Origin of the sequence: Parabacteroides sp. CH2-D42-20 (assembly GCF_003670185.1) — a bacterium.
Taxonomy (GTDB): Bacteria; Bacteroidota; Bacteroidia; order Bacteroidales; family Tannerellaceae; genus Parabacteroides; species Parabacteroides distasonis.
The window spans coordinates 23523-44684 of sequence record NZ_RAYG01000007.1 but is presented as its reverse complement, the minus strand read 5'-3'; the positions used below and the strand labels follow the sequence as shown (position 1 = coordinate 44684).

The 21162-nt window shown below is 47.1% G+C and carries 20 protein-coding genes; 18 read left to right on the top strand and 2 right to left on the bottom strand.

Annotated features, from left to right (window positions below):
- Positions 1-7: 7 nt before the first annotated feature.
- The 13 genes from D7V92_RS05920 to D7V92_RS05860 all read left to right on the top strand — a co-directional run bounded on the left by D7V92_RS05920 (position 8) and on the right by D7V92_RS05860 (position 15972).
- Complete coding sequence (locus D7V92_RS05920; protein WP_008774264.1) at positions 8-1564, top strand: ADP-ribosylglycohydrolase family protein; 1557 nt, start codon at positions 8-10, stop codon at positions 1562-1564.
- A 13-nt stretch (positions 1565-1577) separates the two neighbouring features.
- Positions 1578-2594 (top strand): nucleoside hydrolase, encoded by a 1017-nt coding sequence (locus D7V92_RS05915; RefSeq protein ID WP_121772494.1) that lies wholly within the window; start codon positions 1578-1580, stop codon positions 2592-2594.
- Between the two features lie 6 nt (positions 2595-2600).
- The gene (locus D7V92_RS05910) at positions 2601-3602 is read left to right on the top strand and encodes a GRP family sugar transporter (RefSeq protein ID WP_008774266.1); all 1002 of its coding nucleotides are present in this window, start codon (positions 2601-2603) and stop codon (positions 3600-3602) included.
- A gap of 89 nt (positions 3603-3691) precedes the next feature.
- A complete protein-coding gene (locus D7V92_RS05905) occupies positions 3692-4441 on the top strand; it encodes a hypothetical protein (protein WP_005866375.1) in 750 nt (249 codons plus the stop codon).
- Positions 4428-4808, top strand: a complete 381-nt coding sequence (locus D7V92_RS05900) for a GtrA family protein (RefSeq protein WP_005858065.1) — start codon at positions 4428-4430, stop codon at positions 4806-4808. Before D7V92_RS05905 ends, D7V92_RS05900 begins: the two co-directional genes overlap by 14 nt.
- Positions 4809-4813: 5 nt before the next feature.
- Positions 4814-5746: a glycosyltransferase family 2 protein gene (locus D7V92_RS05895; RefSeq protein WP_005866377.1), complete on the top strand. Its 933-nt coding sequence runs from the start codon at positions 4814-4816 to the stop codon at positions 5744-5746.
- Between the two features lie 150 nt (positions 5747-5896).
- Positions 5897-7297, top strand: coding sequence for a class II fumarate hydratase (fumC, locus tag D7V92_RS05890; RefSeq protein WP_036610622.1), 1401 nt, complete (start codon positions 5897-5899; stop codon positions 7295-7297).
- 94 nt (positions 7298-7391) lie between these two features.
- Positions 7392-10835 (top strand): alpha-L-rhamnosidase, encoded by a 3444-nt coding sequence (locus D7V92_RS05885; protein WP_121772493.1) that lies wholly within the window; start codon positions 7392-7394, stop codon positions 10833-10835.
- A 190-nt stretch (positions 10836-11025) separates the two neighbouring features.
- The gene (potA, locus tag D7V92_RS05880; RefSeq protein ID WP_121772492.1) at positions 11026-12414 is read left to right on the top strand and encodes a polyamine ABC transporter ATP-binding protein; all 1389 of its coding nucleotides are present in this window, start codon (positions 11026-11028) and stop codon (positions 12412-12414) included.
- 12 nt (positions 12415-12426) lie between these two features.
- Entirely contained in the window at positions 12427-13224 is a 798-nt protein-coding gene (locus D7V92_RS05875) for an ABC transporter permease (RefSeq protein WP_005858055.1), read from the top strand.
- Positions 13224-14012 carry an ABC transporter permease gene (locus D7V92_RS05870; protein WP_005858053.1) on the top strand — a complete coding sequence of 263 codons (789 nt, stop codon included), beginning with the start codon at positions 13224-13226 and terminating at the stop codon, positions 14010-14012. Before D7V92_RS05875 ends, D7V92_RS05870 begins: the two co-directional genes overlap by 1 nt.
- 6 nt (positions 14013-14018) lie before the next feature.
- The gene (locus D7V92_RS05865; RefSeq protein ID WP_121772514.1) at positions 14019-15356 is read left to right on the top strand and encodes an ABC transporter substrate-binding protein; all 1338 of its coding nucleotides are present in this window, start codon (positions 14019-14021) and stop codon (positions 15354-15356) included.
- 1 nt (position 15357) lies between these two features.
- Positions 15358-15972 (top strand): HAD family phosphatase, encoded by a 615-nt coding sequence (locus D7V92_RS05860; RefSeq protein WP_005858049.1) that lies wholly within the window; start codon positions 15358-15360, stop codon positions 15970-15972.
- 25 nt (positions 15973-15997) lie between these two features.
- On the opposite strand, the gene D7V92_RS05855 is transcribed toward D7V92_RS05860, so the two are convergent.
- Positions 15998-16678 (bottom strand): queuosine precursor transporter, encoded by a 681-nt coding sequence (locus tag D7V92_RS05855; RefSeq protein ID WP_005858047.1) that lies wholly within the window; start codon positions 16676-16678, stop codon positions 15998-16000.
- A 61-nt stretch (positions 16679-16739) separates the two neighbouring features.
- Positions 16740-17402 carry a DUF2490 domain-containing protein gene (locus D7V92_RS05850; protein WP_008774273.1) on the bottom strand — a complete coding sequence of 221 codons (663 nt, stop codon included), beginning with the start codon at positions 17400-17402 and terminating at the stop codon, positions 16740-16742.
- A gap of 113 nt (positions 17403-17515) precedes the next feature.
- Here D7V92_RS05850 and D7V92_RS05845 point away from each other — a divergent pair, with 113 nt between their 5' ends.
- From D7V92_RS05845 to D7V92_RS05820, 5 genes are all read left to right on the top strand, one after another.
- Entirely contained in the window at positions 17516-18397 is an 882-nt protein-coding gene (locus D7V92_RS05845; protein ID WP_008774274.1) for a hydroxypyruvate isomerase family protein, read from the top strand.
- A 225-nt stretch (positions 18398-18622) separates the two neighbouring features.
- Positions 18623-19123 (top strand): RNA polymerase sigma factor, encoded by a 501-nt coding sequence (locus D7V92_RS05840; RefSeq protein ID WP_008774275.1) that lies wholly within the window; start codon positions 18623-18625, stop codon positions 19121-19123.
- Positions 19120-19707, top strand: coding sequence for a hypothetical protein (locus tag D7V92_RS05835; protein WP_005858039.1), 588 nt, complete (start codon positions 19120-19122; stop codon positions 19705-19707). Before D7V92_RS05840 ends, D7V92_RS05835 begins: the two co-directional genes overlap by 4 nt.
- A gap of 27 nt (positions 19708-19734) precedes the next feature.
- On the top strand, positions 19735-20175 hold the full coding sequence (locus D7V92_RS05830; protein ID WP_005858037.1) for a DUF5024 domain-containing protein: 441 nt from the start codon (positions 19735-19737) through the stop codon (positions 20173-20175).
- A gap of 245 nt (positions 20176-20420) precedes the next feature.
- On the top strand, positions 20421-21101 hold the full coding sequence (locus D7V92_RS05820) for an ABC transporter ATP-binding protein (RefSeq protein WP_005858035.1): 681 nt from the start codon (positions 20421-20423) through the stop codon (positions 21099-21101).
- The last annotated feature ends 61 nt before the right edge of the window (positions 21102-21162 follow it).

The window sequence follows — 21162 nt, the reverse complement described above, 5'->3', positions numbered from 1 at the left end:
TAATATTATGAAACAAACAGTATTTGCGATGATAGCGGCTGCCTCTTTATTTGTAGGGGCGACCTCATGTTCCCAACAACCCTCGGCAAAGGATCAAACGACGGTTCCCGCTGAGTTTACGATTAGTAAAGAAAAGTTGATGGATAAGATTAAGGGAGGTTGGGCCGGACAAACCATAGGCTGTACGTATGGCGGTCCGACGGAGTTCAAATATAACGGAACGATGATTCAGGAATACGTACCGATCGTATGGCCGGACGGGTATATCAAATGGTGGTACGAGAATGTTCCCGGATTATACGATGATGTTTATATGGACCTTACGTTCGTGGATGTCTTTGACCGGTTGGGATTGGATGCTCCTGTAGACTCATTCGCCATGGCGTTCGCTACGGCAGGATATACGTTGTGGCATGCTAACCAGTCGGCACGTTATAATATTTTACAAGGGATCATGCCTCCGGCATCCGGTCATTGGCTGAATAACCCGCATGCGGATGATCTTGATTATCAGATCGAGGCGGACTATGCCGGACTGATGTCGCCGGGTATGCCGAATACGGCTTCCGAGATTTCTGATAAGATCGGGCATATCATGAATTATGGAGATGGTTGGTACGGCGGTGTGTATGTCGGGGCGATGTATTCGTTATCGTTTATCTCGGATGATATCGAGTTTATCGTGACTGAGGCATTGAAGACGATACCGGAGCAAAGTATCTATTATAAATGTATGAGCGATGTGATCCGCTGGCATAAGGAATATCCGGACGATTGGAAACGCACTTGGTTTGAATGTGAGAAGAAATGGAGCTCGGATATTGGTTGTCCGGATGGTGTTTTTGTTCCGTTCAATATCGATGCCGTGATCAATAGCGCATACATTCTTATCGGCTTGCTTTATGGTGAGGGAGATTTCTATAAAACATTGGATATCTCTACCCGTTGCGGACAAGACTCGGATTGCAACCCAGCCTCCGCGGGTGGTATCTTAGGAACAATCCTTGGTTATAGCCATATACCGGATTATTGGATGAAGAACTTGAGAGAAGTGGAGAATATGGATTTTGCCTATACGACCATCTCATTGAATAAGACTTACCAAATGGGCTTCGATCAAGCGTTGCAAGTGATAGAGCGCAACGGCGGTTCCGTTTCAGGTGACGAGGTGACGATCAAATGCCAGCAACCTGTAGCCGTTCGTTACGAGAAGGCTTTCGAGGGTATGTATCCGATAGAGAAAGTGGCGGTTAATAAGAATTTGCCCGATGTAGGAGAATTGCCTTTTGAGGGAACAGGCGCCGTATTCAAAGGCTTTGTGAACGCTAAAGATGATAAATACGTAGCGAAAGTAGAGATGTACCTAGATGGGGAGCTGGTTGAGACGGCGAACCTTCCGGCATCCTATACGACTCGTAGGAACGACCTGTTCTGGAAGTATCAGCTGCCCAAGGGAAAACATACGGCTACGTTTAAATGGCTAAATCCACGTAATGATGTCTCCGTTCATTTCAGCGAGATACTGATTTACTCGGATGCTCCGAAAGAGATTGTTCACCAATAAAATTATAAAGATTATGAAGAAATCATTGTTTCTGATGGGTTTATTTGCCTTGTTGATTTCCTGTAAGGGAAATGTGTCGAAAAATATTCCTCAAACCGATAAGCCTCAACCGGTAAATCTTATTCTAGATACCGATTTAGGTCCGGACTATGATGATGTGGGCGCTATGGCCTTGATGCATGCCTTGGCGGATAGCGGTCAGGTAAATATCCTTGCGACTCTTTCCTCCAACCATGATGAGCGGGTGGTACCTTGCATTGAGGTGTTGAATACTTATTTCAGCCGTCCGGACATACCGGTAGGGGCACCAAAGAGCGAACCGGGGGCTTCCTTGACTACTTGGCATAAAACGAAGTGGACTGACGAGTTACCCGCTAACTATCCGCATCATACGGCGAAGACTTCCGACGCTCCGGATGCTCTGAAGGTGTATCGTAAGATTCTGAGCGAACAACCGGATACCAGCGTTGTTATTTGTACGATTGGTTTCTTCTCTAATTTAAGGGACTTGCTTCAATCGGGAGCTGATGAATATAGCAATCTCTCCGGAAAGGAATTAGTCGCCAAGAAAGTGAAACGTTTGGTTTCTATGGCGGGCCTGTTTCCGGAAGGTAAAGAATTCAATGTGTATTGCGATGTCCCTGCCTCGAAAGTCGTAGCGGAGGAATGGCCTACAGAGATTGTCTTTAGCGGTTTTGAGATCGGGAACGTAATCTTGACCGGAAAGAAACTGGTGCAAATGAACGTGGAGAACAGTCCTGTAAAAGATGCGTATGCCCTTTGTTTCACGGAGGGAGACCCGGAAGGGCGCATGAGCTGGGATCATACGGCGGTATTGGTCGCTATAAAAGGTTATGAGCCTTATTTCGATGTAGAGCGAGGTACCTTTCATGTCGTAGATGATGAGGGGACTAACAATTGGGTGGCAAATCCCAATGGCCGTGATCTTCGTTTGATCGAGAAGATGCCGCCTACGGAGGTCGCTTCCTTGATAGAGAATTATATGATGCATCAACCATCTATTAAATAGTATTTTATGTATATCGTACAAGATTATTCTTTAGCTGTCATATTCTGTGTCGTTACGATGCTTTGTTGGGGATCGTGGGGGAATACGCAGAAATTAGCCTCCAAGACTTGGAGATATGAGTTCTTCTATTGGGACTACGTGATTGGTGTCTTGCTCCTTTCTCTGATTTCCGGCTTTACCTTGGGCAGCATCGGGACGGAAGGACGCAGTTTCCTGCCGGATTTGGCGCAAGCGAATCTCGCTAGTTTAGGGAGTGCCTTTTTGGGCGGTATTATTTTTAATGCTGCCAATATCTTGTTGTCTGCGGCGATCGCCATTTGCGGATTGTCGGTCGCTTTTCCGGTAGGGATCGGATTGGCCTTGGTGCTAGGCGTATTGGTTAACTATTTCGGGGCGGCGAAGGGGGAACCGACTTATATCTTTATCGGTGTAGCCTTAATCACGGTCGCCATCATCTTGAATGGCCTGGCTTATAAGAAAGCCTTGGTCGGTACCAAGAAAGTATCGGGGAAGGGGATCCTTATATCGGTTGTGGCCGGCGTGATCATGGCCTTTTTCTATCGTTTTGTCGCCGCTTCCATGGACATGGAGAATTTCGCTTCTCCGGCACCCGGGAAGTTGACGCCTTATACCGCCGTATTTGTTTTTGCCATAGGAGTATTTGTTAGTAATTTCTTATTTAACACATTGGCAATGAAACATCCGGTGGAAGGTAAGCCTGTCTCCATATCCGGTTATTTTAAAGGAGATATGAGTACGCATCTCGTGGGTGTATTGGGGGGTGTTATCTGGTGTATCGGTCAATCTTTCAGTATGATAGCGTCAGAGAAGGCGGGAGCGGCTATATCTTACGGATTGGGGCAAGGAGCCACGCTAGTCTCCGCTTTATGGGGCATCCTTATCTGGAAAGAGTTCAAGGGAGCGCCAGCCATTTCCAATCGTCTGAATGTCGGGATGTTTATTTTATTCGTGATCGGACTTGGGTTCTTAATTTATGCGGGAGCTTAAATAACGTTATTTTTATTTATTCCGGAAAAAACATTACCTTTGTTCTTGTTTCTTGTTTATGGGAGTTTAATAACGAAAAAAGACGATCTATGAAAGAAGAAGGTGATGTATTCAAAAAGTTCCGTGATTCCTTCAGCAGGATGGAGGGACATTTCCATATACTAGAACAGCGTGTGCCGGTTGAACTTCAGATGGAGTATTTCAAATACTCGGAAAACGTACGGAAGGAAAACCGGCCTCCCCGTCCCTTATCGGAGGATGAGTGCGAGACCCTGTACAACACTTTGTTGACGGAGGAAACCACGGACAAGACCGAGAAGAGATATTTGTTATCTCAATTGGCTACCTCGAAATCCGTCCGTGCGTACCGCTTGTTGGAGGAATACACCCAGCATCCGGACCCGGAAGTGACAGATTGGGCCTACATGGCTTTGATGGAGTCTCGTATCTCCTTAGAGTCCGATTTCTCCGACGAGAAACAAATTTATATCTCGACCGGCTTGGGAGGAAAAGGGGAGAAGCTGCGTTTCTATGTCTTGATGACGTCTAAAGGCAAGAAACCTTTCCAAGAATATCAGCGGCAGACAATCGAGCGGGAGTTCGCTTATTATCTGCCGAAAACGGACTGCGAGATCGAGCGTTTGACGATCGGTGAGCAGTATGTGGAGCTGGTGTTCTTGATCCCGGTACGTACGGATATAAAAGCCACGTTGGACCGGGTGATCAATGAATGTAACCAATACGGCGATTTCCTCTCGAATGTTTTCACGATCACGAATGTCAAGGAATTGACACCCGAGGAGATTTCCGAGATTATAAGTAAGAATGGAGACGATTAAGCAAGCTATTAAGTATGGTGTAGTCGGGTTGAGCAATACCTTGATAACGATGATTGTTATCTGGGTGATGATGAAACTCTTCGGATGCCGGGAAGGTTTATCTAACTTAACGGGATATGTGGCAGGCATATTAAACAGTTTCATCTGGAACAAGCAATGGACTTTCAAGGGAAGTTCCACCGGATGGACGAAAGGGGCGGTTCGGTTCACGATCGCTTTCATTATTTGTTATGCCTTACAGTACGGATTGGTACTGATCTTGAATTCCCGACTTACGATCGATCATTACTACAACCACTTGATTGGAATGGCTTTCTATACGGTGATTAATTTTTTAGTAAATAAGTTTTATACCTTTAAAGCTTAAAAGGCATGAAGAAGTTAGCGGTTATAGTCCCGTGTTATAACGAGGAAGCCGTGATCGAGGAATCGTATCGGCGTACGAAAGAGGTCTTGGTAAAGTTGCCGAACCCTACGGAGATTATCTATATAAATGATGGCAGTCAGGATAAGACACGTTCTTTGTTGGATCATATAGCCGCTACCGATCCTCATGTGAAGGTGATTCACTTCTCCCGGAATTTCGGTCATCAACCGGCGGTAACGGCGGGTATCAATAACTGTGACGCTGATTTGGCGATTATCATCGACGCCGATATGCAGGATCCGCCGGAATTGATTCCGGATCTGCTGGAAGTGCAGGAGAGAGAGGATGCCAACGTGGTTTATTGCGTCCGTAAGTCACGGGAAGGGGAGAGTCTTTTCAAGCTGTTCACCTCCAAGGCTTTTTACCGGGTGATGAATTATATGAGCGAGGTCCATTTCCCGCTGGATACAGGAGATTTCCGTTTAGTGGACCGGAAGGTGATGAATGAGTTCGACCGTTTTAAGGAACGGGGAAAATATATCCGTGGCTTGATAAGCTGGGTGGGCTTCCACCAAGTGCCGTTTTATTATGAGCGTGAGGCGCGTATCGCCGGCGAGACGAAATATCCGATTAGTAAGATGCTGAAATTTGCGTCGACGGCAATGCTTTATTTCTCGAAGAAGCCGTTGCGTTTGGCGACGAGTCTCGGGTTTATATCCGTATTGGTCGGTATAATCTTGGCGGTTTGGTTCACGTTGGGCAAGATCTATGGTTTTAGTAACGCCGAGGTTGGCTGGACTTCTATCATGACTTCCATTATCTTCTTTGGAGGTGTGCAGCTATTGACGGTCGGCGTGTTAGGGCAATATGTCGGTATCCTCTTTGACGAGATCAAGGCCCGTCCCGAATACATTATTGACGAGAAGAAAAACTATTAAAAAACATCGGAGGCGAAATAAGCCGTTTTTCTATGATCTGAATTCTGTTCCATGATAAATGTCTTTTCATGATATACTTGTGAATGTAACATAAACAATTCGATATCCGGATAGTTTATACATAGAAGAGATTAATAAAACTTATGTGTCATGAAGTATAGAATAGAGAAAGATACCTTAGGTGAGGTGGAAGTGCCGGTGGACGTTTATTATGGGCCGCAAACACAACGGAGCGTGAATAATTTCAAGATCGCCACCGATATTAGCCGGATGCCCAAAGAGGTGATAGAGGCGTTCGCTTACTTGAAAAAAGGAGCGGCTTTGGCTAATAAAGACGCCGGCGTCTTGTCTCCGGAGAAATGCGAGTTGATCGGTAAGGTATGCGACGAGATCTTGGCGGGTAAATTAAATGACTCCTTCCCCTTGATCGTATGGCAAACGGGGAGCGGGACCCAGACGAATATGAATGTCAATGAGGTGATCGCCAACCGGGCGCATGTGCTGACCGGAGGAAAGCTAACGGATAAGGAGAAAGTGCTGCTTCCGAACGATGACGTGAATAAATCGCAATCCTCCAATGATACGTTTCCTTCCGCTATGCATATTGCCGCCTATAAGGTGACTGCGGAGGTGACGATCCCGGGATTGGAGAGTCTGTATCGTGCGTTGGCGCTAAAAAGTGAGGAGTTCATGAAGATCGTGAAGATCGGGAGGACTCATTTTATGGATGCCACTCCATTGACATTGGGGCAAGAGTTCAGTGGCTATGCGGCTCAATTGGAATATGGTATACGGAAAGTAAAGGATTCCCTGTCGCATATCTCCGAGTTGGCTTTAGGAGGTACGGCGGTTGGGACCGGTATTAACGCCCCGGTCAATTATGACGAGTGTGTCGCTAAGAAGATATCAGAGTTGACTGGGCTTCCTTTTGTAACCGCTCCGAATAAATTCGAGGCCCTAGCTACCCATGATGCCTTGGTTGAGGCGCATGGAGCCTTGAAATCCGTAGCGGTCAGCTTAATGAAGATCGCGAACGATATACGAATGTTGGGCTCAGGTCCTCGTGCCGGTATCGGTGAGATCCATTTGCCGGAGAACGAGCCGGGTTCCTCCATCATGCCGGGAAAGGTGAATCCTACGCAATGCGAGTCATTGACGATGCTCGCCGCTCAAGTAATGGGTAACGACGTGACAATCTCGATAGCCGGCTCCAACGGGCAGTTCGAGTTGAACGTATTTAAGCCGGTTATTATCTCGAACTTCTTGCAAAGCGCCCGCTTGATCGGTGACGGTTGCCTGAATTTCAGCGAACGTTGCGTAAAAGGCATTACCCCGGTGAACGAAAACATCAAACGCCATCTGGATAGCTCCTTAATGCTGGTTACCGCCTTGAATCCGAAAATAGGATATTACAAGGCCGCCGCTATCGCCCAGAAAGCCTATCAAGAAAATAAGACTTTGCGGGAGGCGGCTATCGAGTCCGGTTATGTGACCGCCGAGGAGTTTGATCGTTGGGTAGACCCGTCCAAGATGGTAGGAGAGATTGAGTAGTGTCAAAACTGCTACATCTTCTCCCAAAAATGAAACAAAGAGTTAAGATGATAATGGATATTTTTGTACCGTTATCATTTTAATTCTTTGTATTATGAAGAGCACACGATGTATTTTGTCTATAATCTTAGGGTTGCTGGCCGGATGGCTACCTCTGGGTGCGGTTACCGTATTGAAGAACCTACAGGTTGAGTATCAAACCAATCCACTGGGAATTGATGTCAGTCAGCCACGTTTTAACTGGCAGATGGAGTCCGATCGCTATGGGGCCTGTGGGCAGGCTTATCGGTTATGGGTGGCCGATAGTCCGGAGCAATTGGCTGCCGGGCGTTATATCTATGATTCGGGAAAGGTTCTTTCCGGGGAATCGGTCGGCGTAGTTTATCAAGGAAAAGCATTGCAACCTTCCACTCGCTATTATTGGAAAGTTTCCGTATGGGATGAATCGGGAACGGAAATTACCTCCACCGAGCCTGCGTGGTTCGAGACCGGTCTTCTGGGTTCCGGATGGAGTGGCGCCCGTTGGATCGGCTCGTCGGAGACACAACTCTCCAAATATCGCTCGCATTATGTGATCGACTATGATGTGCGGGTGGCCGAGGGTAATGATAAAGCCGTATTTGTCTTTGGGGCGAGGGACGCTGATAATTATGTGTCTGCTGAACTGGATTTGAATGGTTCGGGGGACGCCCGTTTCATTTTACGTCATACCACAGATGGAAAAACGAGGCAAGATGCGGCGGAAAGTCTGGCCTCTATCATCCCAGCCTCGGATAAACATAAGGTACATCATATCCGGTTGAAGGTGACGACGGCCCAATATGCCTTGAAATATTTCGTGGATATAGAGATCGATGGAAAGACCTTGGTGAATTCCTCTTTGACTCCCGAGGAGAAAGAACGGAAGAGCCGTGGTGATTTCTGGGGAGGCAAGGAAGGAGCTTTCACCGTGTATCCTTATCCGGATGGAGAGTTGGTTTATCATTGCCGCTTGTATGCGATCGGTTTCCTGCAACCTAAAGGGCAGACCGCTACATTCTCCAACTTGCGTATCAGCGAGGATACGTGGAATACGCTTCTGTACAATCCTGCCGAGACTTATGTGGAGAAAGGGGAGGGAAAGCTCAATGTCTGGTATCCGGGCGAGAACGTATCCGCTCCCATGCTCCGGAAAGCGATAAAGATAGAGAAACCGGTCAAGAGCGCCCGTTTATATGCTACCGCTAGGGGTGTCTACGAGTTCTCGGTGAACGGGCGGAAGGTTGGAAAGGATTATCTGAATCCGGGTTGGACGGATTACCGTTACCGTATCATGTATAATACGTATGATATAACGGATTTGCTACGACCAGGCGATAATGGTATCGGGGCGATGTTGGGCGCCGGATGGTGGAGCGAGCATAGCGGTTTCCTTACCGGTTGGCAGGATCAATACGGAACCCGCCAGTCCTTATTGGGAAAGATCGTGATCGAGTATGCCGACGGTACTCGTGAGACGATCGTTACGAATGATAGCTGGAAATGTTATGACCGGGGACCGATCACTTTTAACGGCCTTCAGAATGGAGAGGAATATGATGCCCGGAAAGAGGTGAACGGCTGGGATGCTCCGGGTTTTGATGACTCGTCATGGAAACCGGCGACCTTATTCGCCGCTCCTCCGGTAAATGTGGAGATCCAAGGATATGTAGGCAGTCCGATACAAAATAATGTGACCCTGACCGCTCAGTCCATGGTAGAGCCTATTCCCGGCGTCTATGTCTATGATATGGGGCAGAATATGGTCGGTGTTCCCCGTCTGACTTTCAAGGGAAAGGCCGGACAGGAAATCACGATCCGTTTCGGGGAGATGAATTATCCGGAAACGATCCCTACCGAGCCGGTCGCCCCGTACACGATCGCGATGTATAAGGAGAAGAAAGGGCAAGTCTATACGGATAATTACCGGAGCGCCCTTTCCACGGATCGTTATATCTTGAAAGGGGATGCGGCGGGTGAGACGTATGAGCCTCGCTTTACGTTCCATGGTTTCCGTTACGTGGAGATTCACGGGTTGGACAAGCCGTTACCCTTGGAGGCGGTGAAAGGGATCGTGCTGGAATCTATCGGTGCGCGGACGAGCGGTTATGAGACATCGGACGAGCGTGTCAACCGTTTGTTCAGCAATATCATCTGGGGCCAACGGGGTAATTTCCTGTCGGTTCCGACCGATTGTCCGCAACGGGATGAGCGTATGGGCTGGACAGGGGATGCGCAGGTATTCGCTCGTACGGCTACTTATAATATGAATGTCGATCCGTTTTACACCCGTTGGCTCTACTCGGTTCGGGATAATCAAGGAGATGACGGTAGTTACGCGAACTATATACCCGTGGTCGGTTTCCCTCCACACGGCGCGGAGGATGGCGGAGGTGCCATGGGATGGATGGAAGCCGGCGTGATCGTACCGTGGCAAATGTATCAACAATACGGAGACGTGCGTATTCTGGAACAGCATTACGCTTCCATGGTCGCTTATATGGATTATTTGGAGCGTCGTGCCGTACGCTATGTACAGCCCTTCGGTGGTTTCGGCGATTGGCTGGCTATCGAGCCGACGAATTCCATGTTGACGAACACCGCTTACTCCGCCTACGACGCTTTGATTATGGAGCAGGTAGCGAAACGTTTAGGGAAGGACGCGGACCAAAGGCGTTTCCGTACTTTCTACGAGAACGTGAAGAGGTCTTTTAACGACCTGTTTGTAAACGAGGAAGGACGCACGTTCGCCCCGACGGTGGAATCTATCTTTGGTAAGGACTCGCAAGTAGGTATGTGGCCCGGAACGGCGGCTACCGAGGCGAAAATCGTAGATACGCAGACCTCATACGTGGTTCCTCTCCAGTTTGATCTGTTCAATGAGAAAAACAAACCCTTGGCGATCCGGCATCTGGTAGAGAATATCAAGAAACATAATTATACGCTTACGACTGGCTTTATCGGTACGCCTTACCTGAATTTGGTATTATCCGACAATGGTTATGACGATGTCGCCTATAAATTATTTGAGCAAACCGCCTATCCTTCATGGCTATACCCTGTCCTGCAAGGCGCAACCACGATTTGGGAACGTTGGAATTCCTACACGTTGGTAAATGGCTTCGGCCCTGTGGATATGAACTCTTTCAACCATTATTCGTATGGCGCTATCGAGGAGTGGATGATAGCTTATACCTTGGGTATCCAGCGGGATGAGGAACAACCCGCCTATAAGCACATCATCCTTCAACCCCGTATCGGCGGAACCTTCTCGTTCATCCGGGGTCATTACGATTCCGCCTATGGCCGTATCGAGAGTGGATGGCAAATCCAAAAGAGGGGCTATATATACGAGGCGACCATCCCCGCCAATACGACGGCTACCTTATATCTGCCCGCCAAATCGGAGAAGTCCGTTCGTATGGAGAAAGGGCAGGAGGGGATCACGCCCGTGGGATTGAAGGATGGGAAGGCTGTGTACCGATTGGGATCGGGGAGCTACCGGATATACGTGGATTGAATATTTCCCAAATATCCCGCCCGCGTCGGGCGCGAGGTCGAATCTTGGAGAAATGCGACGCTTCTCACCCGGTGTAAGGTCAGATTTTGTAAAAACGATAGTGCCCGGCCTTATTAAAATCTGTACATTCGCGCAAAAATAAATAAGAACATTGTTCATGATTGTTTAATTCTAATTAGATCAAGCGAGAATGTCAATACGAAAATCGGATCGCATTATCAGCGTGGAGCACGTATCGAAGTATTTTGGCGAGAAGGCCGTGCTGAATGATGTAAATTTACAGGTCCGCAAGGGCGAGTTTGTAACCATTTTGGGGCCTTCCGGTTGCGGAAAGACTACCCTGTTGCGTTTGATAGCCGGCTTCCAGACGGCCTCCGAGGGCGTTATCACGATGTCCGGGAAGGAGATTACGCAGACGCCGCCGCATAAACGTCCCGTAAATACGGTATTCCAGAAATATGCTTTATTTCCACATCTGAATGTGTACAATAATATCGCCTTTGGCCTGAAGCTGAAGAAACTTCCTTCCGCCACGATCGAGAAGAAAGTGAAACAGGCGTTGAAAATGGTAGGGTTGACAGACTATGAGGATCGGGATGTCGATTCCCTTTCCGGTGGCCAGCAGCAACGTGTGGCGATCGCTCGCGCTATCGTGAATGAGCCGGAGGTGTTATTGCTGGATGAGCCGTTGGCGGCCTTGGACTTGAAGATGCGCAAGGACATGCAAATGGAATTGAAAGAGATGCATAAGTCCTTAGGCATTACGTTCGTGTACGTGACCCACGACCAAGAGGAAGCGCTGACGCTTAGCGACACGATCGTTGTCATGAGCGAGGGAAAGATCCAGCAAATCGGTACCCCGATCGATATTTATAACGAGCCGGTCAATTCGTTTGTCGCTGATTTCATCGGTGAGAGTAACATCTTGAACGGAACGATGATCAAGGATAAGCAAGTCTCTTTCGCCGGTCATGAGTTCGAGTGCGTGGATGAGGGATTCGGGGAGCAAATGCCGGTAGATGTCGTGTTGCGCCCTGAGGATATTTACATCTTCGAGCCGTCGGAGGCGGCGATGCTGACGGGTACGGTAACCTCCTCCATCTTTAAGGGCGTGCATTATGAGATGATGGTGCAAACCCCGAACGGATACGAGTTCATGGTACAGGATTACCATTGCTTCGAGGCGGGTAGCGAGGTCGGGCTTCTTATCAAGCCTTTCGATATCCATGTAATGAAGAAAGAGCGTATTTGCAATACCTTCGAGGGAAAGCTCATTGACGCTACGCATGTGGAATTCCTAGGCTGTACGTTCGAATGCAAGGAAGTAACCGATATAGAGCCAAATACGCCTGTGAAAGTCGAGATCGATTTTAAAGATGTGATCTTGGAGGATAACGAGGAAGACGGTCGCCTGACCGGAGAGGTGAAATTTATCCTCTACAAAGGCAACCATTATCATCTGACCGTGTTTACGGATTGGGACGAGGACATCTTTGTCGATACCAACGATGTATGGGATGATGGAGACCATGTCGGCATAACGATCGCCCCGGATAAAATTCGAATTATTCATGCTTAAAAAGGGAAGGAAGTGATCAATACGTTTTCTGCATTTTTTATGAGACGAAGGAACTGGACCATTCCTTATGTCCTGTTCTTGGCCATCTTTGTCGTGATACCGCTCCTCTTGATCGTGTATTACGCCTTTACGAATGACGAAGGGATGTTTACCTTCGCCAATTTCCGTAAGTTTATGATCCATCCCGAGGCGATAAACACCTTCGTGTATTCAGTCGGGATCGCTTTGATAACGACCATACTTTGTCTGCTGCTGGGATATCCGGCCGCTTGGATATTGAGCCAAGCCCGATTTAATACTTCCCGTACGATGGTCGTTTTGTTTATCCTTCCGATGTGGGTCAATATCTTGATCCGTACGTTGGCTACCGTGGCTTTGTTCGATTTCTTGAATTTCCCGCTGGGAGAGGGGGCCTTGATCTTTGGTATGGTGTACAACTTCCTGCCCTTTATGATCTACCCGATTTATAATACACTCCAGAAAATGGATCACAGCTTGATAGAGGCGGCGCAAGACTTGGGGGCGAATCCGTCGCAGGTATTTATCAAGGCCGTATTCCCACTATCGATGCCGGGAGTGATGAGCGGTATCATGATGGTGTTTATGCCGACCATCTCTACGTTTGCCATCGCCGAGTTGTTGACGATGAACAATATCAAGCTCTTCGGTACGACCATACAGGAGAATATCAATAACGGTATGTGGAACTACGGGGCGGCGCTTTCTCTTATCATGTTGTTATTAATCGGAATCACGGGATTGTTCAGCAATGAGAGCAGTGATTCGGCGAATGAGGGAGGGCTTATCTGATGGTGAAATATTTAGCTAAGGGATATCTATGGGCTTTGTTATTATTGCTCTACTCGCCAATCTTGATTATCATGATCTTCTCGTTTACGGAGGCGAAAGTACTGGGTAACTGGACCGGGTTCTCCACGAAATTATATAGCTCTCTTTTTGCCGGCAACGTACAACATTCGTTGGTCAGCGCACTTTGGAATACGTTCGCTATCGCCATGATAGCCGCTACGGTATCTACCTTGTTGGGGAGCGTAGCCGCTATCGGGATCTTTAATTTGAAGGCAAGGGCCCGCAATGCCGTGAGTTTTGTCAATAACATCCCGATGTTGAATCCGGATATCATTACCGGTATTTCCTTGTTCCTGTTGTTTGTCAGCTTAGGGATCTCTCAAGGTTTGACGACGGTCGTGCTGGCGCATATCACGTTCTGTACGCCGTATGTGGTATTAAGCGTCATGCCCCGCTTGAAACAAATGAACCAGAATATCTACGAGGCGGCGTTGGATTTGGGGGCGACTCCGTTTCAGGCCTTGCGGAAGGTGATCTTCCCGGAAATCCGTCCGGGCATGATCAGTGGCTTTATCCTTGCCTTCACGCTATCTATCGACGATTTCGCCGTGACCATATTTACAATTGGTAATGAGGGCTTGGAAACCCTTTCCACCTTTATCTACGCGGATGCCCGGAAAGGAGGTTTGACCCCGGAGTTGCGTCCCCTCTCAACGATTATATTCGTAACCGTGTTAGTATTGTTGATTGTTATAAATAAACGTGCTGAGAAAGCGAAGCGAGCGTAAATGAAAATGAAGAAATTTATATCGATTCTGTCTGTTTTGGCCCTGCTTATGGGGCTGTTCACTTCTTGCGGGCGCTCGGACGAGGAGAGAAGCAAGATCTTGAAGATTTATAACTGGGGAGATTATATCGACGAGGACGTCCTGACGGATTTCCCGAAATGGTATAAGGAACAGACGGGTGAGGAAGTCCGGATTATCTATCAGGTCTTTGATATCAACGAGATCATGTTGACCAAGATCGAGCGGGGACATGAGGATTTCGACTTGATTTGCCCTTCGGAGTATATCCTTGAGCGCATGCTGCGGAAAAATCTCTTGCTACCGATCGACCGTAATTTCGGGAAGACACCGGATTATATCGACAATGTCTCTCCCTATATCCAAGAGGAACTGAATAAGTTAAGTCAGCCGGGCCGTAAGACTACCGACTACGTGGTTCCTTATATGTGGGGAACCGCCGGCCTGTTGTATAATAAAGCCGATGTCTCGAGGGACGAGGTAATGTCGTGGAAATGCCTTTGGGACCCTCGTTTCAGGAATAAGATCTTGATGAAGGATAGTTATCGTGACGCTTATGGAACCGCTATCATATACGCCCATGCGAGGGAATTGGCGAATGGTACGATCACGGTGGAGCAATTGATGAACGATAGCTCCCCGGAAATGATCGCTATCGCCGAGGAATACTTAAAGAAAATGAAACCGAATATCGCCGGTTGGGAGGCCGATTTCGGTAAGGAGATGATGACGAAAGGAAAGGCGTGGCTGAATTTCACTTGGAGCGGTGACGCGGTCTGGGCCATGGAAGAGGCGAGTGCCGTAGGCGTAGATCTGGGGTATGAGGTTCCTTTGGAGGGTAGTAATATCTGGTACGATGGTTGGGCGATCCCTAAATACGCTCGCAACGTGAAGGCCGCCAGTTATTTTATGGACTATCTATGCCGTCCGGACATCGTCAGCCGTAATATGGAAGTGACCGGATATGTCAGCACCGTGGCTACCCCGGAAATATTGGCGGAAAAGATCGATACGACGCTGACCGAGTTCTCGGACGTAAGTTATTTCTTCGGACCGGGAGCGGAGCGTATCCAGATAGACCCGGCTCAATATCCGGACCGGAAGGTCGTGGAACGTTGTGCCATGATCCGTGATTTCGGGAACGAGACAGAGGTGGTTCTGGAAATGTGGAGCCGGGTAAAAGGTGACAATCTTAACTCTTGGATTGTTATATTGATATTCGCTGTTTTCGGCTTGTTGTTTGTCTGGGTCGTTTACAAGCGGATCAATCGTTATCAACAGAAAAGACGACATCGTAGACGTCGTAGCTGGTATAAAAAGAAATGATATGGAAGGCATAAAGAACTTGATTATAGACTTGGGCGGTGTGCTTATTAACTTGACTCGCAACCGTTGTATCGAGGCTTTCGAGAATCTGGGCGTGGAGAATATCCGGGAACAGATCACGAATAACTATCAACATAAGGACTTGTTTGAGCGATTAGAGTTGGGAACGATTTCGGTGGAACAGTTTCGCGATGATATTCGTGCCTTATCGGGAAAGCCCCTGACGGACGAACAAATCGACACGGCATGGATCGCCATGTTGGGAGACGTCCCGGAAAATAAGTTGCGTCTGCTATTGGAGCTTCGTGAACGCTATAATACGATGCTTCTGAGCAATACGAACGAGCTTCATTGGAAATGGTCCGAAGATACCTATTTCTCTTATCAAGGTCTTTGTGCCCAAGATTTCTTCCATAAGATTTACCTCTCTTACGAATTGCATATGCTGAAGCCGAACGCGGATATTTTTGAGTACGTACTGAAGGACTCGAATCTTTTAGCCGAGGAGACTATGCTGATTGATGACGCTTCCGTGAATTGCCGGGCGGCTGAATTATTGGGAATGAAGTCCTATATGCCGCAGCAAAGGGAGGATTGGTCGCATCTATTCAAATGAAGGCCGGTCATTGTTTGGTCCCGGCCTAAATGTCTTTAACCTTTAGGATATTATACGAGGTACCAAGATCATACACATCATTCCCGTCTACTTTCTTGATGTACTTTACGACACGGATGGTGACGGGAAGGATGATAACCTCGTACAAGGATTTAAGTACCGCCTGCGTCCCGATCATGATAAGCAATTCTCCGGCCGGGATCAATCCGGCGAAGGCGATCGGGAAAAAGATCAGGGAATCGGCGCTCTCACCGATAAGGGTAGATACGATCGCTCGTAACGAGAAATTCTTTCCGTTGGAGGCGATTTTCATTTTGCTCATCACATAGGCGTTCAGGAAAGAACCGGCCAAAAACGCTATCAAGCTGGCGACCGCTATACGTGGGGCCATCCCGAAGACGAAATTGAAACCTTCCTCACCCTCCCAAAAAGGGGCGGCCGGTAATAATACCGCCAATTGCGCGAATGCGATCACCAGAAAATTAGAGGCGAAGCCACTCCAGATAATTAGCCGTGCCTTCTTGAATCCCCACACTTCCGCTATACAATCATTGATGATATACGAGATCGGGAATACGATCAAACCTGCGGTAGCCGTTATACCGCCTACTTGCACTACTTTTGTCTCTAAAAGATTGGACGCTACAAGGCATATATTAAAAAGTATACCTAGCAGCATGAAAGGTACTGTAACTGTTTTTTGCATGTCTTCTTGTTTTTAACGAGGTTTATCAAGCACTCGGGGCGCAAAGGTACGAAAATTCTTATTAAAAACGATGGGTATAGCAGATACCGATCGCATGGCGGTAATTCACGGGATCGTCTACATTAAATATATGGTAGCGATAATAGAGTTGGAGGTTATTGTTCGGGTTTAGTTGGTAATTACTTCCTGTGGAGAAACGGATCTTATCGGACCGCATCTTATTTCGCGTATCATTGAAGACCTCGGTGTAGGCAAAAGGACAGAAACCACTCTTGCCGATCTTATAGGAGAGGGTCAGCATCGAACGCAGATAATTCTTGGGATGTTCGGCGTGAACCTTATAGGTACTTTGAAAACGTTCCCGGACAGAGAGGGTAAAACGTCCGGCCGAATAAGTCCCCGTAGCATAGAGATAATATCGGTTTCGTAACTCGTCGGATGCCTTGTATCGTGCTAGAGACATATATCCGCTTCCTGCCAGAAGATATTTATTAAACTTGTAGTTTACCTCAACGGTGGTGAGGAACCATTCCGCTTCCTTAAAGTCATCTCTCGGACGGATGTCCTCTTCTACAAGAAAGGATAAATGCTTATAGATTTTTCCGCATAGGCTCGCCTTGAAATACACACCTGCGCCTTCCATTCCGTATAGGGATGAAGTGCATCCTATTATAAAGAATAGGATCAGATAAATAGATCGTTTTGTATATGATGTGTTTTTCATGTAGAGTGACTTCCGATGCAAAAGTAGTGTTTTTGGATGTAATACCAACGCCTCAGGATATTATATCCGATTTTTCTTATATTTGTCTCCTATTAACTATCAAATTCGAATACATGGAAAACATATCAAGAAGAACGGCTATCAAGACATTTTTAGCTGGAGGCGTGGCTTTGGCGACTACAGGTATTGAGGCGGCAGCCGCCGCGAAAAAGAAAACAGACGTGAAGGAACCCTTGAAAGGAAATGTCCGCCACTCCGTAAGTAAATGGTGTTTCGGCGATTATAAGCTGGACGAGTTCTGTGAGATCTGCAAGCATATAGGGATTGAATCCGTTGAGTTGCTGGACCCGGTAGATTGGCCGATCGTACAAAAACATGGCCTGACGGTGGCGATGGCGCAAGGGGCCGGGCTTGGAATAGATCGAGGTTTCAATGATCCGGCCTTGCATGACGAGTTGGTCGCCAGTTATGAGAAGGTGATCCCGATGGTGGCGGACGCTGGATTGACAAACTTGATTTGTTTCTCCGGCAGACGTAATGGCGTAACGGACTTGCAAGGCTGGGAGAACTGCGAGAAGGGGTTGAAGCGCCTTATCCCGTTAGCGGAGAAACATAAGGTCGTCTTGACCATGGAGCTTTTGAACAGTGTCGGCCATAAGGATTATCTGTGCGATCATACGGTTTGGGGGGCGGAGCTTTGTCGCCGTATCGGTTCCCCTAATTTTAAGTTACTATATGATATTTATCATATGCAGATCATGGAGGGGAATATCATCGAGAATATCCGGAAATATAATCAATACTTCTCCCATGTCCATACCGGAGGTAGTCCGGGACGTGCCGAGATCGACGAGACGCAGGAACTTTATTATCCGGCTATCATCAAGGCTCTTATGGAGACAGGCTATAAAGGCTTCGTTGGGCAGGAGTTCGTCCCCGCCCAAGAAGACAAGATCGCTTCCTTGGAGAAGTGTATCCGTATCTGTGATGTATAGGGCTATTTAGTAATAACTTACAGTGCCAAGCCCGTGCCGTTATAGTGGCACGGCTGTGCCACCAGCGTGGCATCGTTGTGCCATCGCTATGGCATCATCGTGCCATCGCCGTGGCATTATCGTGCCATAAGGGTGGCACGACTATAATACTAGAATGACAAAGACCTTGAATTTATTTTCTCCAGCCATGTTACGTTTTCTTTTCTCGATTGTCATTAAGATAGAATGGAACAAGAACAGTTTAAAAAAGAGATATTGCCTTTGCGGGAGAAACTATTCCTTTACGCGAGAAGGCTGCTGGATAACCCGGAGGATGCCGAGGATATCATGCAGGAAGTCTTTTTGAAACTGTGGTATATGCGTGGCGAGTTAGACTATTATAATAATGTAATGGCCTTGTCTGTACAAATCACAAAGCACCTTTGCCTGAATCGGATGAAAGTTCGTGAACGCACGGAAGGTGAGGCGGGCGAACAATTCTTTATCTGCGATGCCTCCACGCCTTATACCCAGCTGGAACAAAAAGACAGTTTGGAGCATGTAATGCGGCTTATCAATAAACTACCGGGACTTCAACAGACCATTCTTCGCATGAAACACGTGGATGGTTTCGAGGTAGAGGAAATCGCCGGGTTGACTGGAAGTACCCCCGAGGCGGTACGTATGAATCTTTCCCGTGCCCGTAAACGGGTGAGAGAGCAATTCTTTAAAATGCAGACGTTATGAAAACAGAGGAATACAAGTCTATAGAGGATTTATTAGACCGCTTCTTCGAGGGCCAGACCTCGAACGAGGAGGAGCGAGTGTTGTATGAGTTCTTCGCCCGTCCGGATATTCCCGCCCATCTGGAACGTTATCGGGAGGTATTCGGATACTTCGAGAGTGGCATTGCCTTGGATTTTAGCGAGACTCCGGAATTGAGGCTACCCGCTAAGGAAATTTCTTATAAACGAAAAATAGGATGGGCAATCGCAGTTTGCGTGGCGGCTTCTCTTTTGTTGTTTTTGGTGAATACGGTCTTTATGAATCAAAATGCTTCTTTTAACCCTTATGAGGGAAGCTACATCGTGCGCAATGGTGTCGTAATGACAGATATAAAGAAGATACAACCCGAATTGGAGGTCATATCCCGAGCGGCGGAAGCGATGGAGAAGAATGCGGATCAGCTCTTAAGAAATGCGGATGAAATAGCTTATTTGCCGGAAAGGATGAATAAGCGGTTCGAGAAGAAACGGGAGACTCTACTGAGGAATATTCCGGATACTCAGGTACGTAAGGAGGTTTATAAGATCTTGGAATTGGATAAATAGTAAATTAACTAATAAACAAAAGAAGTTATGAAAGCAAGTAAATGTTTTTGGGTGGTATTATGCCTTTTGGTGGGAAGTTTCAGTACAGAGTTATGGGCACAGAAGAATTTGGAGGCTGTCGTGCAGAAATGTAAAGCGGATAAGACGATCGATAAAAGCGTAGTAACGAATAAAGATCCGAAAACTAAAAAGGTATATAAGATAGTCTCTTCTTTCGTCGTGGAGGGCCACGCCGCATTACAACAAGAAATTAAATCCGCTTTTGAGCGGGACAAGGAAGAGGCTTATCAAGTGATCGAGAATGAGAACGATGGGGTGGTTAGTTGGTTTATCCGTTTCTCGAAGGGTAAAAATACAGTTTCTTATTCTATAAATGTTGATGAAGAGGAGCTTCTCTTGACAGTCATTGAGAACTTCGACATGCCGGAGGAAAAAGATATAGAGATAAGATCAAGTAGTGACATGTAGGTTTTACTATGTAGATAAGTCAACAATAGCACCTCTCATCTGTGAAGCTGGGAGGTGTTTCTTTATGTCAAGATATTGGACAGTAGTGTCTAAATTTTGTACACCACTGTCAAATAATTGGACAGTCTGTTTTGGAAAGTAAAATACTACTTGTTTGATAATTAAATATTTAGTTAGTTTGGCACACTATTTGAATTAGATATGGTAAATTAAACAGTTAGATAACAATTAAAACAAATACAGTCATGATTAAGATCGAAGGTTTAAGTAAGTTTTTCCGTACGGAAGAGGTTGAGACAATTGCGTTGAATAAGGTTTCTTTGGAGGTAAAAGATGGCGAGTTCGTCGCTGTCATGGGACCTTCCGGTTGCGGTAAGTCTACGTTGTTGAATATTCTGGGTTTGCTGGATAACCCTTCCGAGGGAAATTATTACTTGGGCGACCAAGAGGTAGGACACTTGAAAGAGAAAGAGCGTACGCAGGTCCGTAAGGGAAACATCGGTTTCGTGTTCCAGAGCTTCAACTTGATAGACGAGTTGAACGTTTTTGAGAACGTGGAGCTGCCGTTGACTTATCTAAAGATCAAGGCGTCGGAGCGTAAACAGATGGTAACGGATATCTTGAAACGAATGAATATCAGCCACCGTGCGGCTCACTTCCCTCAGCAACTCTCCGGAGGTCAGCAGCAGCGTGTGGCGATTGCCCGTGCGGTAGTTTCCAACCCAAAGATAATCTTAGCCGATGAGCCAACGGGTAACTTGGATTCCAAGAATGGTGCCGAGGTTATGCAGCTGCTCACCGAGCTGAATAAGGAGGGAACGACGATCGTAATGGTGACGCACTCCAAGCACGACGCGGGTTTCGCTCACCGTGTGATCAATTTATTCGACGGTAGCGTTGTTTCTTCCGTTAGTGAATTTATTTAGTCAACATGACATAAACACATACACACAAGAGTTTTTTATAAGCTAATTGGCCTGTGAAGGT